A 12,392-nucleotide genomic window follows, 5' to 3' on the forward strand; every position below is an offset into this window, starting at 1 on the left:
AAGCCTGCGACATGGATATGTTCTTTTATCATCTGATGTTATGGAGGCTTGCGAAACATGTTCCCTCAAGCATGGCAGGTAGGGCTGGATATACAAATCGACTGCGTGCGGGCGGTGGCGGCCCAACGCCGCCGCAACGGCTGGCAGTTGCGCCACTGGTGGCAGCAGGCGCTGCCGCAGGCGGTTTTGCGCGATGGCTGCCTGGAACCTTCCGAATTCCTGGTCCGGGCGCTGCGGCAATGGCGCGTCCAGCTGCCGCGACATATTTCCTTACGCATTGCTCTGCCGGCGCAGCGCGTGTTGCAGCAGCGCATGACGAAGCCGGACGCGCGGCTGCGCGAGCCGGAACGCAGCGACTATATCGGTGGCCACGGTTTGAAGCAGTTCCCGCTCGACGGCCAGACGCTGGTGCTCGACTATCGCGCCGCGCCGGCGGATGAGGCGGCGCTGCTGTTGACCGCTGCGCGGCGGCAGGAGCTGCAGCAGTGGCTGCATTGTCTGCGTCAGGCTGGCCTGCATCCGCAAGCGGTCGATATCACCCCCTGTGCGCTGCGGATGATGGCGACGGCGGCAGGCGTGCCGCCCGCTGCGGGGCTGATGCACCGTCTCGAACGAGAATGGCTGTGGGTGGCGCCGGCCGACGGCGCGTTCGCTTTTGGTCTGGCGCCGGGCGACGATGACGCGCAGGCGCTGCGGGCGCTGCAAGCCCAGATGCCGGTGGGCGACGATCGGCCGGTCTATGCCGGCGGCGTGCTGGCGGGAGCCTTGCCCGCCGGTTGCCTTGGTTGGTCGCCGCTCAGCGCCTTCACGCAGCTGCGTCCGCCGTTGCCTGCGCATCCTTCGGCGTTCGCGTTGGCCGGTGGTCTGGCGCTGCGCGAGGAGGATCGCTGATGTATCAGGTCAACTTTCTGCCCTGGCGCCAGCGCCGCGAGCGGCGGCGCGGCTATTTCTGGCTGGGCGTGCTGCTGTTGCAGGTAGCGGCGCTGCTGTTGGCACTGTTCCTGATCGCCGGCCAGCTGCGGCATCAACAGGCGCAGCGGCAGGCGCGGCTGGCGATGCTGGGTGAAGATTTGGCGGCATTGACGTTGCTCGTCCGCCAGCAGCAGCAAGAGCGGGCGCAGCGAGCGCTGCACAGCGTCCGCGCCGAACGGCAGGCGAGCAACGCCCAACATAACCGGCGTTATTTGCAGCTGCTGCAGCAATTATCCTCCAGCGTTCCTCCCCTGCTGTGGCTCACGGCGCTGGACAGCGATGCGGTGAACGGCCTGCGGCTGCGTGGATTGAGCCGCTCTCCTGCGGCCATCACGCAGTTCGAACGACGGCTGGCGGGGATGCCTGCGTTGCCACGGCTGCGTTTGGCGGAGGTGGCGCAACGCGAAGACGGCCTGTACTCCTTTCACCTGGCGGCGCGCTGGGGGCGTGATGGATAGCCGTTTGTCATCCGGGCTGCGCTTCTGGCTGAGCTTGCCGGGTTGGCTATTGCTGGTGGCGCAAGGGCTGGGCATCGGCGCGTTGGCGCTGTTGGGCGGCGGCTGGATGCTGCAAGACGAATGGCGTCAGCGGGAAAGCGCGGCGGAGCGGCAACAGCGCCTGTTGCAACAGATCGCTATGGTGCAACGCCAACTGGACGAGGTGCCGCAAACCGCTATCCCTGCGGCGCCGCTTGCGCCGATCGCCACCGGCGATCTGGCGAGCGTGCTGCAACGAGCGGGGGGCGCCCTGTTGCGCTGGCAGCGGCAGGAAAAACCGCCGCGGCAAACGCTGAGCTTGCGCATTGACTACGCCGGTTTGCTGGTGCTGCTGGAGGCGCTGCCCGCCGATTTGCGCCTCCAGCAGCTGAGCGTGGAGACACCGCCGCAGGGCATGACGGCGCGGTTGGTTTTACAGGATGCCGCCGAGGAGCAGGCCGATGAGTAAAAGACCTGGCCGTTGGTGGTGGCTGCTATGGCCGTGGGCCTTATGCGCTGAGCCGCGCGATCCGTTTGCGCCGCCTCCGCTGCCTGCTTGTGCCCAAACGGAGGCATCGCCGGCGGGCTGGCGACTGAAAGGCGTCATCGGGCACCCGGCGCTGCGCTATGGCTGGGTGGTGACGCCGGCGGGGCAATGGCTACGCCTGCGGCCGCAGCAGCGGGTGCTGGCCGAGCGCTGGCAGGTGACGCAGGTGCAGGCGCGCAGCCTGACGTTAACGGCGCTGGCGGCCGAACCGGATTGCCCGGCGAGCCAGGGCGACATCTCGCTCATGATGGACAACAACAAGGATGGCAAACCATGAAAGGACGCGCTGGATTGGGCGTGGCGCTGTGGTGCCTGGCGCTCGGCGCCGCGCAGGCGCAGGATAAACAGCAGGTTTCCCTGGAGTTTCAGGATGCGCCGGTGACGGTCATCCTGCAGGCGCTGGCGGATTATCGGCAGATGAACCTGATCGCCGCGCCCGGCGCGAGCGGCAACCTGACGCTGCGGCTGGAGAATGTGCCCTGGCCTCAGGCGCTGGCGCTGACTCTGCGTATGGGCAAGCTGACGATGACGCGGGAGGGGGGCGTGATGCTGATCGCCCCGGAGCCGGACGCGCAGGAAAAAAAACAGCAGCGAGAAGCGCTGGCGCAGCGGCAACCGCTGCACAGCCTCACCCTGACGTTACAAAACGGCGATGCGGCGGAGATTGCCGAAAGCCTCAATGACCAACGCGGCACCTTGCTCAGCGAGCGTGGCAGCGTGCTGGCGGATAAGCGCACCAATACGCTGCTGCTGCGCGACACCGCGCCAATCCTGGCGCAGTTGAAAAAACGGGTGACGGAAATGGACGCGCCGCTGGCACAGGTGCAGCTGGCGGCGCATATCGTGACCATCAACAGCGAAAGCCTGCGTGAACTCGGCGTGCGTTGGGGATTGGCGCCCGACGACAGGCCGACGCGGCCGCTGCGGCCGGGCAATCTCGGCGTCAACCTGCCGCTGGAGCGCAGCGCGGTGAACGCCGGTTTCCACCTGGCGCGCATCAGCGGGCGTTTGCTAAGCCTCGAACTGACGGCGCTGGAGCAGGAGAATCAGGTGGAGATCATCGCCAGCCCGCGCCTGCTGACGGCGCATCTGCAAACCGCCAGTATCAAACAGGGAACCGAGATCCCTTACGAAGTGTCGAGCGGCGCCAGCGGTGCGACCGCGATCGAGTTCAAAGAGGCGGTGCTGGGCATGGAGGTGACGCCCAAGGTGTTGCCGGACGGACGCATCACGCTGACGCTGCACATCAGCCAAAATATGCCGGGGCGCGCCATCAGCCGGGGCGCGGGGGAAGCGCTGACCATCGATAAACAGGAGATTAAGACGCAGATCACGGTGAAAAACGGCGAAACCCTGGTGCTCGGTGGCATTTTTCAACGGCATAGCGGCAAGACGGCGGACAAGGTGCCGGGATTGGGCGATGCACCACTGCTGGGGGGCTTGTTCCGGCAAAGCGGCGCGCAACAGAAAAAACGCGAGCTGGTGATCTTCATTACGCCGACCCTGATTAAGGGATAAGCGGCTGCCTGTCGGCCGGGCGGCAAATCTCCTAAAGTTGATGAGCAGATACACTTTTTTATCCCCTTGGGGGGATCTGCGTTTGACGCTGCGGCCGATTTAGCTTACAAGGGTTACCGAATTGAGCACCGAGGTTTTTTGTTAGCGTCAAGACGCCGTTAAAAACATATGGTTTCCCTCCCGCGGCGTGGATTGCGATTTATTCGGTTGCCAAACTACCAAGAGTGTTGAGATAATTTTTCGTCTGATCTCGCACTATCGCTCATGAGGTTTCAGTTTAGGTCCCGCCGCTGATTTGATTGGCGGGGCGGGTTAACATTAACGAATTGTCTTAGTAATACCGAAAAACATGGCAGAGAAACGCAATATCTTTCTGGTTGGGCCTATGGGTGCCGGCAAAAGCACTATTGGCCGTCAGTTAGCTCAGCAACTCAATATGGAGTTCTTCGACTCCGATCAAGAAATTGAGCGACGTACCGGAGCTGACGTGGGCTGGGTATTCGACGTGGAAGGGGAAGAAGGTTTCCGCGATCGTGAAGAAAAAGTCATTAATGAACTGACGGAAAAACAAGGGATTGTGTTGGCGACCGGCGGCGGTTCGGTGAAGTCGCGCGAAACGCGCAACCGTCTGTCCGCGCGCGGCGTGGTGGTCTATCTGGAAACCACGATCGAGAAGCAGCTGGCTCGTACCCAGCGTGATAAAAAACGCCCGCTGCTGCAGGTTGATTCTCCGCCGCGTGAAGTGCTGGAAGCCTTGGCGAAAGAGCGCAATCCGTTGTATGAAGAGATTGCCGATGTCACCATCCGCACCGACGATCAGAGCGCTAAAGTGGTTGCCAACCAGATCATCAACATGCTGGAAAGCAACTGATTGCCGATTTTCGCGTTCGCCGTCGGCCAATGCGGAAAACTGATTTGTGTTCCCCGCGGTTGCGGGGATCAACCACCGCCGCACCATACAGAGAACTGAGCGCGACATGGAGAGAATTACTGTAACGCTTGGGGAGCGCAGCTACCCGATTACCATCGCCGCCGGATTGTTTAACGATCCGGCTTCTTTTATGCCGTTGAAGGCGGGTGAGCAAGCGATGTTGGTCACCAACCAGACCCTGGCGCCGCTTTATCTGGAGCGTGTCCGGCAGGTGCTGGAGCAGGGGGGCGTCGTGGTGGATCAGGTGATCCTTCCCGATGGTGAGCAGTACAAATCTCTGGCGGTGTTGGAGCAGGTGTTTTCGGCGCTGCTTGAAAAACCGCACGGGCGCGATACCACGCTGATCGCCCTCGGCGGGGGCGTGGTCGGCGATCTGACCGGCTTCGCCGCCGCGTGCTATCAACGCGGCGTGCGCTTTATTCAGGTTCCCACCACGCTGTTGTCGCAGGTGGACTCCTCCGTAGGCGGCAAAACCGCCGTCAACCACCCGCTCGGCAAAAATATGATCGGCGCTTTCTATCAACCCGCTTCGGTGGTGGTTGATCTGGATTGCCTGAAAACGTTGCCGACGCGTGAACTCTCTTCCGGCCTGGCTGAAGTCATCAAATACGGGATCATCCTCGATCGCGAGTTCTTCGTCTGGTTGGAAAACAACATCGATGCGCTGATGGCGCTGGATATGCAGGCGTTGGCGTACTGTATCCGCCGCTGCTGCGAGCTGAAGGCCGAGGTCGTGGCCGCCGACGAACGCGAAAGCGGCCTGCGCGCCTTGCTGAATCTGGGCCATACTTACGGCCACGCCATCGAAGCCGAAATGGGCTACGGCGTATGGCTGCACGGCGAAGCGGTGGCTGCGGGCATGGTGATGGCGGCGGAAACCGCGCGCCGTCTCGGCCAGTTCTCGGTTGAAGATATCGAACGCATCAAAGCGCTGCTGCTGCGCGCCGGCTTGCCGGTCTGCGGGCCGCAGGAAATGACGCCGGAATCCTATCTGCCGCACATGCTGCGCGACAAGAAAGTGCTGGCGGGTGAACTGCGTCTGGTGCTGCCGACCGCGATAGGTGCGGCGGAAGTGCGCGGCGGCGTAGGGCATGAGCTGGTGTTGGCGTCGATCGCCGCCTGCCTGCCTGAGCAGCAGCGTAATTAAATCGGACTAAGTAACAGTGGCTTAGCCGCCATTTGCATCTATATTAATACAGTGAGCAGAGCACGACGGGTGTCGCTTTGCCATCATCGGGTTAATCTGCCCGTGCCACGGTAGGTCTACGGTGGTGGGCTTTTGCCTCTAGTTGGAGGGTTTCAGATGGACGAGTTTAAACCGGAAGACGATCTCAGACCTGATAGCAGCGATCGTCGTCCTACGCGTTCGCGCAAGCCGGCCGCCGCGCCGCGCTTCGCCGTTTCGCGCCAGCATTTGATGATCGGCATCGGCATTTTGGTGCTGTTGCTGCTGATTATCGGCATCGGTTCCGCCTTGAAGGCGCCGACCAAGCATGAAGCGGCTCAGGATAGCGGCGCGCAAAACGGCGCGGCCCGCGATATCAACCTGTCCGGTTCTTCGTCGCTGACTACCGCCAATAACGGCGTGCCGGGCGGCACCACGGATACCCATGACAACAACGGCGTGAGCGCGACTCAGCCGCAGCAACCGCAGAACGTCAGCGTTCCGCCGATCTCCGGCACGCCGACCGAAGCGCAAACTCAGCCTCAGCAGGGCGGTGCGCAGCAGCGCGTCGATCTGCCTGGCAACATGGCGGATGCGCTGTCGCAGCAGCAAGGGCAGGTGGATGCCGCGACCCAGGGCATGACCGGCGCAGCCTCGACGCTGCCGACCGCACCGGCGACGGTGATGAGCGGCGCCGCGGCGCGCGAAACGACTCGCCCTGTGCAGGGCACCGCGCAGCAACAGCATAAAACGCCGGCGAAAACCGCCGCCAAGCCGAGCGCGACGCAGCATAAATCACCGACCACGGTGTATACGCCGCCGGCCAAGCCGTCTTCCACCGCGAAAGCGGGAGCGGTCGCCAGCAGCGGCAGTTCGCTGCAGTCTGCGCCAGGCAGCCACTATACCTTGCAGCTGAGCAGCGCTTCGCGTTCCGATACGCTGAACGCCTACGCCAAACAGCAGAAGCTGCAGAACTACCTGGTGTACGCCACCAAGCGTGACGGCAAACCGTGGTACGTGCTGGTAAGCGGCAACTATGCGTCTTCCGCAGAAGCGAAGCGCGCCATTGCTTCGTTGCCGGCGGATGTGCAGGCGAAAAAACCGTGGGTCCGACCTGTACACCAAGTGCAGCAAGATCTTAAAAAATAAATCATTTAAATTTGTGCGCTGATGTGCTGTCTGAAACAGAGTACAATCCGCCGCTCTGAATTGTATAAGTAGCTAATTGACGGCATGAAGAAAAACCGCGCTTTTTTAAAATGGGCTGGTGGAAAATACCCGCTGGTAGATGAGATTCGTCGCCATCTGCCGGCGGGAGACTGCTTAATCGAGCCCTTCGTGGGTGCGGGATCCGTCTTTCTGAATACGGATTACGACGCCTACATTCTCGCCGACATCAATAGCGATCTTATCAACCTGTATAACATCGTTAAGCTGCGCACGGATGACTTCGTGCGCGATGCCCGCACGCTTTTCGCCGATGAATTCAATAACTCGGATCAGTTTTACCTGCTGCGAGAAGAGTTCAATACTAGCACCGAGCCTTACCGCCGGGCGCTGCTGTTCCTGTACCTGAACCGCCACTGCTATAACGGCCTGTGCCGCTATAACCTGCGCGGCGAGTTCAACGTGCCGTTTGGCCGGTACAAGAAACCGTACTTCCCGGAAGAAGAGCTCTACTGGTTTGCTGAAAAATCGCGCAATGCCACTTTTGTCTGCGAGCATTACCGCGATACCATGGCGAAGGCCGTGGCCGGCGCCGTGGTGTATTGCGATCCGCCTTATGCGCCGCTGTCGGCGACGGCGAATTTCACCGCCTACCACACCAACAGCTTCAGCATCGCCGATCAGCAGAGCCTGGCGCATCTGGCGCACCAGCTCTCGGTAGAGAGCCAGGTACCGGTATTGATCTCCAATCACGATACCGAGCTGACGCGCGACTGGTACCAGCATGCCGCGCTGTATGTGGTGAAAGCGCGCCGCACGATCAGCCGCAACATTCTCGGCCGCAGCAAAGTGAACGAGCTTTTGGCGCTGTATCGCTAAGCCGGGGGCACCCCGGCGCATAACAACTCGACCCTACGTTTGGAGAAGCGGATGAAAAAGTTTTTGATTGCCCCGTCCATTCTGTCGGCAGATTTTGCCCGGTTAGGTGAAGATACCGCCAACGTGCTGGCCGCAGGCGGCGACGTGGTGCACTTCGACGTGATGGACAACCACTACGTGCCCAATCTGACCATCGGCCCGATGGTGTGCGAAGCGCTGCGCAACTACGGCATTACCGCACCGATTGACGTGCACCTGATGGTCAAGCCGGTGGATCGCATCGTGCCTGATTTCGCCAAGGCCGGCGCGTCTTATATCTCTTTCCACCCCGAAGCTTCCGAGCATGTCGATCGCACCATTCAGCTGATCAAAGAGCACGGCTGTAAAGCCGGCCTGGTGTTCAACCCGGCCACGCCGCTGAGCTACCTCGATTACGTGATGGATAAAATCGACGTGATCCTGCTGATGTCGGTTAACCCGGGCTTCGGTGGCCAGTCGTTCATTCACGGCACTCTGGACAAGCTGCGCCAGGTGCGCAAGCTGATTGACGACAGCGGCCGCGATATCCGCCTGGAAGTCGACGGCGGGGTGAAGGTGGACAACATCGCCGAAATCGCCGCCGCGGGCGCCGATATGTTCGTCGCCGGTTCCGCCATCTTTGGCCAGCCGGACTACCGCAAGGTGATCGACGAGATGCGCAGCGAGCTGGCGAAGGTTACCCATGGCTGATTTCGGCGCGATCCGCGCATTGGCCTTCGATCTGGACGGCACGCTGGTCGACAGCGCGCCGGGTCTGGCAGCCGCCATCGATATGGCGCTGGAAGAGACGGGCCTGCCGCAAGCGGGTGAAGAACGGGTCGGCACCTGGATCGGCAACGGCGCCGACGTGCTGGTGCAACGCGCGCTGCGCTGGGCGGAAGCGGAAGGCACGCCGGAGCAGTGCAGCCGGCTGCGTGAACGCTTCGACCATTTCTACGCGCAGACCGTCGACAGCGGCAGCCGCCTGTTCCCGCAGGTGCAAGAGACGCTGGCCCGGCTGGCCGCGCACGGTTACCCGATGGCATTGGTGACCAACAAGCCGACGCCGTTCGTGGCACCGCTGCTGGCGGCGCTGGGCATTGGCGACTATTTCTCGCTGGTGATCGGCGGCGACGACGTGACGGAAAAGAAACCGCATCCGGCGCCGCTGTACCTGGTGCTCGGCAAGCTTGGGCTGCGGGCGCATGAACTGCTGTTCGTCGGCGACTCGCGCAACGATATTCAAGCCGCGCAGGGTGCCGGTTGCCCGAGCGTCGGCTTTACCTACGGTTATAACTACGGCGAATCGATCGCCCTGAGCCACCCCGATCGGGTGTTGGAGCGCTTCGCCGATTTGTTGCCCGCTCTTGGGCTGTCATCTTTAGAGAATCAGGAAATTTAAACATGAGTAAGCCCATCGTATTTAGCGGCGCGCAGCCGTCCGGCGAACTGACCATCGGCAACTACATGGGTGCGCTGCGTCAGTGGGTGCAGATGCAGGACGACTACGACTGCATCTACTGCATCGTCGATCTGCATGCCATCACCGTGCGCCAGGACGCCGAGAAGCTGCGCAAGGCCACGCTGGATACGCTGGCGCTGTACCTGGCCTGCGGTATCGATCCGGAAAAAAGCACCATCTTCGTGCAGTCGCACGTGCCTGAGCACACGCAGCTGAGCTGGGTGCTGAACTGTTACACCTATTTCGGCGAACTGAGCCGCATGACGCAGTTCAAGGACAAATCCGCGCGCTACGCGGAGAACATCAACGCCGGGCTGTTCAGCTATCCGGTGCTGATGGCGGCCGATATCCTGCTGTATCAAACCAATCAGGTGCCGGTGGGCGAAGACCAGAAACAGCATCTGGAACTGAGCCGCGACGTAGGCCAGCGTTTTAACGCGCTGTACGGCGACGTGTTCAAAGTGCCTGAGCCGTTCATTCCTAAATCCGGCGCGCGCGTCATGTCGCTGCAGGAGCCGACCAAGAAGATGTCCAAGTCGGACGACAACCGCAACAACGTGATCGGCCTGCTGGAAGATCCGAAAGCGGTGACCAAGAAGATCAAACGCGCAATGACCGACTCGGAAGAGCCGCCAGTCGTGCGTTACGACGTGGTCAACAAGGCGGGCGTCTCCAACCTGCTGGATATCCTCGCCGGCGTGACCGGCAAGAGCATCGCGCAGCTGGAAGCCGAGTTCGAAGGCCAGATGTACGGCCACCTGAAAGGCGCGGTGGCGGAAGCCGTCTCCGGCATGCTGGGTGAGCTGCAGGAGCGCTACCACCGCTTCCGCAACGACGAAGCCTATCTGCAGCAGGTGATGCGCGACGGCGCCGCCAAGGCCCGCGCGCGCGCGCAGGAAACCCTGGCGAAGGTCTATCAGGCCGTCGGTTTCGTACCGCCGCAGGCGTAACGCCGGCGCGAATAGAAAAAGCGGCCAAAGGCCGCTTTTTTTACGTCGGTATCACGCCATTTGCGCCAGGCCGGCGGGCGGTTCCTCGCTGGCGAACCAATTGAGCTTGCTGCGCAGGCTGACCACGCTGCCGACGATGATCAGGCTGGGGCTGGCGGCCTGCAGGGACAAGGCGCCCAGTTGGCCGAGCTCGCCTTCGATCACCCGCTGGCGGCAGGACGTGCCGTTTTCCACCAGCGCTACCGGTGTGGCGGCCGGCAAGCCGTGTGCGATCAGCTGGCGCTGGATCTCCGCTGCCTGCGTTAGCCCCATATAGAACACCAGCGTCTGCTGCCCGGCGGCCAGCGTCGCCCAGTCCAATCCGCCGTCGGCCTTGGCGTGGCCGGTCACCAGGCGCACGCTCTGCGCATGGTCGCGGTGGGTGAGCGGGATGCCGCTGTAGGCGGAACAGCCGGAGGCGGCGGTAATGCCCGGCACCACCGAGAACGGCACGTTGGCGTCCGCCAGCGTCTCCAGCTCTTCGCCGCCGCGGCCGAAGATAAAGGGATCGCCGCCCTTCAGGCGCACCACGCGTTTGCCTTGCAGCGCCTGCTGCAGCAGGATTTGGTTGATTTGCTCTTGCGGCACGCAGTGGTGGCCGGCGCGTTTGCCGACGAAGATGCGTTCGGCGTCGCGGCGCACCAGCGTCATGATCTCTTCGGAGACCAGCCGGTCATAAACCACCACGTCGGCCTGCTGGATCTGCTGCAGCCCTTTCAGCGTCAGCAAGCCGGCATCGCCCGGCCCGGCGCCCACCAGCACCACTTCACCGCGATCTTCCGGCCGTTCGCTGAACAGCTGCTCGAGCTGGCGTTCGGCCAGCGCGGCGTCGTCGTTGGCCAGCGACTGCGCCAGCCGATCGTGGGCGAATAACCGTTCCCAGAAGCGACGGCGCGCGCCGAGGCTGCTGAAGCGTTGTTTTACCCGCTGCCGCAGCGAGCCGCCCAGCTGGGCCAGCTTGCCGAGGTGCTGCGGCAGCATCGCTTCCAGCTTCTCGCGCAGCAGCCGCGCCAGCACCGGCGCTTTGCCGCCGGAGGACACCGCCACCATGATCGGCGAACGGTCGATGATCGACGGCATGATAAAGCTGGCGCGTTTTGGATCGTCCACCACGTTGCAGAACACCCGCTGCTGGTTGGCGCACTGATACACCAGTGCGTTGACTTCCAGCCGGTCGGTAGCGGCGATCACCAGCCATTTTTCCGCCAGCAGGGCCGGGCTGAATTCGCCCTCGGCCAGCGTCAGCAGGCCTTTTTCAGCCCAGTGGTGGAACTGTGGGCTGAATGCCAGGGCGTTGACGGTCAGCGCCGCGCCGGCGTCCAGCAGCAGGCGCGCCTTGCGTTCGGCGATCTCGCCGCCGCCCACCAGCAGGCAGGCTTTGTGTTGCAGTTGGCAGAAAATCGGCAGGTAGTCCATCGGCACTCCTCGGGAGAATCAGTGTGGGGGCGAAATGCGCCCCCGAAAACTCAGGCGGTCTGACGTGCGGCGGCTTTCGCCGCCTGCGGGCGTTCGGCGCGCGGCGTAGCGTACCAATACCCCAGGCCCATCAGCACCGAGCCGGACAGGATGTTGCCCAGCGTCACCCACAGCAGGTTGTGGCCAATGCCGGCGAGGGTGTAGGCCTCGCTGTGGTTGCCGAACCAGGAGAGGGCGAACAGCGTCATGTTGGCGACGGAGTGTTCGTAACCCGAGGCGATAAAGGCCAGCAGGCACCACCAGATGGCGATGAATTTGGCGGCGCCTTCGACGCGGATCGCCATCCAAATCGCCAGGCAGACCAGCCAGTTGCACAATACGCCCTTGAAGAACAGCACTTCGGCCGGCGCGGTGGTTTTCGCCAGCGCGGCGCTGTGCACCAGGCTGGTATCCACCGGCAGCAGGCTGCCGCCGCCGTAGTAATACATCAGCGCCACCAGCACCGAGCCGAGCAGGTTGCCGAGCCAGGTTTGCGGCAGCACCGCCCACATTTGGCTTTGGCGGATGGTGCCGGCCTTGACGCCGAGCGTCAGGAACATCGTATGGCCGGTGAACAGCTCGGAACCGGCGATGATCACCAGCGTCAGCGCGATGCCGAAGGTGGCGCCCATCACCAGCGGCCGCACGCTTGGGTCGACCAGGTTGCCGAGGGTGAAGATCAGGATGATGCCGAGGCCGACGTAGGCGCCCGCCATCGCCGAGCTGATCCAAAAGCCGAGCGGGCTCTCCTTCGCCAGGCGGACGATGCGCGCCGCGTTGGCGGCGCATTTGTTGATCGTGTCGGTAAACATG

Annotated in this window: 14 protein-coding genes; 12 read left to right on the top strand and 2 right to left on the bottom strand. The window is 62.6% G+C overall.

The window, feature by feature from the left end; translation table 11 throughout:
- Positions 1-57 precede the first annotated feature (57 nt).
- The 12 genes from pilM (at position 58) to trpS (ending at position 10,085) form a co-directional block, all read left to right on the top strand.
- On the top strand, positions 58-891 hold the full coding sequence (pilM, locus tag ACJ8IN_RS12555) for a type IV pilus biogenesis protein PilM (RefSeq protein WP_047570245.1): 834 nt from the start codon (positions 58-60) through the stop codon (positions 889-891).
- Positions 891-1,430 carry a PilN domain-containing protein gene (locus ACJ8IN_RS12560; protein WP_060428662.1) on the top strand — a complete coding sequence of 180 codons (540 nt, stop codon included), beginning with the start codon at positions 891-893 and terminating at the stop codon, positions 1,428-1,430. The genes pilM and ACJ8IN_RS12560 overlap by 1 nt, the downstream gene beginning before the upstream one ends.
- On the top strand, positions 1,423-1,917 hold the full coding sequence (locus tag ACJ8IN_RS12565) for a hypothetical protein (protein ID WP_039569176.1): 495 nt from the start codon (positions 1,423-1,425) through the stop codon (positions 1,915-1,917). The genes ACJ8IN_RS12560 and ACJ8IN_RS12565 overlap by 8 nt, the downstream gene beginning before the upstream one ends.
- The gene (locus tag ACJ8IN_RS12570; RefSeq protein ID WP_039569179.1) at positions 1,910-2,272 is read left to right on the top strand and encodes a HofP DNA utilization family protein; all 363 of its coding nucleotides are present in this window, start codon (positions 1,910-1,912) and stop codon (positions 2,270-2,272) included. The genes ACJ8IN_RS12565 and ACJ8IN_RS12570 overlap by 8 nt, the downstream gene beginning before the upstream one ends.
- Positions 2,269-3,513, top strand: a complete 1,245-nt coding sequence (gene hofQ, locus ACJ8IN_RS12575; protein ID WP_442519499.1) for a DNA uptake porin HofQ — start codon at positions 2,269-2,271, stop codon at positions 3,511-3,513. Before ACJ8IN_RS12570 ends, hofQ begins: the two co-directional genes overlap by 4 nt.
- A 349-nt stretch (positions 3,514-3,862) precedes the next feature.
- On the top strand, positions 3,863-4,384 hold the full coding sequence (gene aroK, locus ACJ8IN_RS12580) for a shikimate kinase AroK (RefSeq protein WP_004391482.1): 522 nt from the start codon (positions 3,863-3,865) through the stop codon (positions 4,382-4,384).
- Positions 4,385-4,490: 106 nt separating this feature from the next.
- Complete coding sequence (gene aroB / locus ACJ8IN_RS12585; protein WP_033636299.1) at positions 4,491-5,591, top strand: 3-dehydroquinate synthase; 1,101 nt, start codon at positions 4,491-4,493, stop codon at positions 5,589-5,591.
- A 156-nt stretch (positions 5,592-5,747) separates the two neighbouring features.
- Entirely contained in the window at positions 5,748-6,758 is a 1,011-nt protein-coding gene (locus ACJ8IN_RS12590; RefSeq protein ID WP_033636298.1) for an SPOR domain-containing protein, read from the top strand.
- 84 nt (positions 6,759-6,842) lie between these two features.
- Complete coding sequence (gene dam, locus ACJ8IN_RS12595) at positions 6,843-7,655, top strand: adenine-specific DNA-methyltransferase (RefSeq protein ID WP_004930319.1); 813 nt, start codon at positions 6,843-6,845, stop codon at positions 7,653-7,655.
- A 51-nt stretch (positions 7,656-7,706) separates the two neighbouring features.
- Positions 7,707-8,384, top strand: coding sequence for a ribulose-phosphate 3-epimerase (rpe, locus tag ACJ8IN_RS12600; protein ID WP_004930320.1), 678 nt, complete (start codon positions 7,707-7,709; stop codon positions 8,382-8,384).
- Positions 8,377-9,075 (top strand): phosphoglycolate phosphatase, encoded by a 699-nt coding sequence (locus tag ACJ8IN_RS12605; RefSeq protein ID WP_015379295.1) that lies wholly within the window; start codon positions 8,377-8,379, stop codon positions 9,073-9,075. Before rpe ends, ACJ8IN_RS12605 begins: the two co-directional genes overlap by 8 nt.
- 2 nt (positions 9,076-9,077) lie before the next feature.
- A complete protein-coding gene (trpS, locus tag ACJ8IN_RS12610; protein ID WP_025304534.1) occupies positions 9,078-10,085 on the top strand; it encodes a tryptophan--tRNA ligase in 1,008 nt (335 codons plus the stop codon).
- A 51-nt stretch (positions 10,086-10,136) separates the two neighbouring features.
- Here trpS and cysG read toward each other — a convergent pair whose 3' ends face one another.
- A complete protein-coding gene (gene cysG, locus ACJ8IN_RS12615) occupies positions 10,137-11,540 on the bottom strand; it encodes a siroheme synthase CysG (RefSeq protein WP_033654856.1) in 1,404 nt (467 codons plus the stop codon).
- A gap of 50 nt (positions 11,541-11,590) precedes the next feature.
- Positions 11,591-12,391 (bottom strand): nitrite transporter NirC, encoded by an 801-nt coding sequence (nirC, locus tag ACJ8IN_RS12620; RefSeq protein WP_033636294.1) that lies wholly within the window; start codon positions 12,389-12,391, stop codon positions 11,591-11,593.
- Position 12,392: the final 1 nt, after the last annotated feature.

This window comes from Serratia sp. CY31944 (assembly GCF_052169175.1).
Taxonomy (GTDB): domain Bacteria; phylum Pseudomonadota; class Gammaproteobacteria; order Enterobacterales; family Enterobacteriaceae; genus Serratia; species Serratia sarumanii.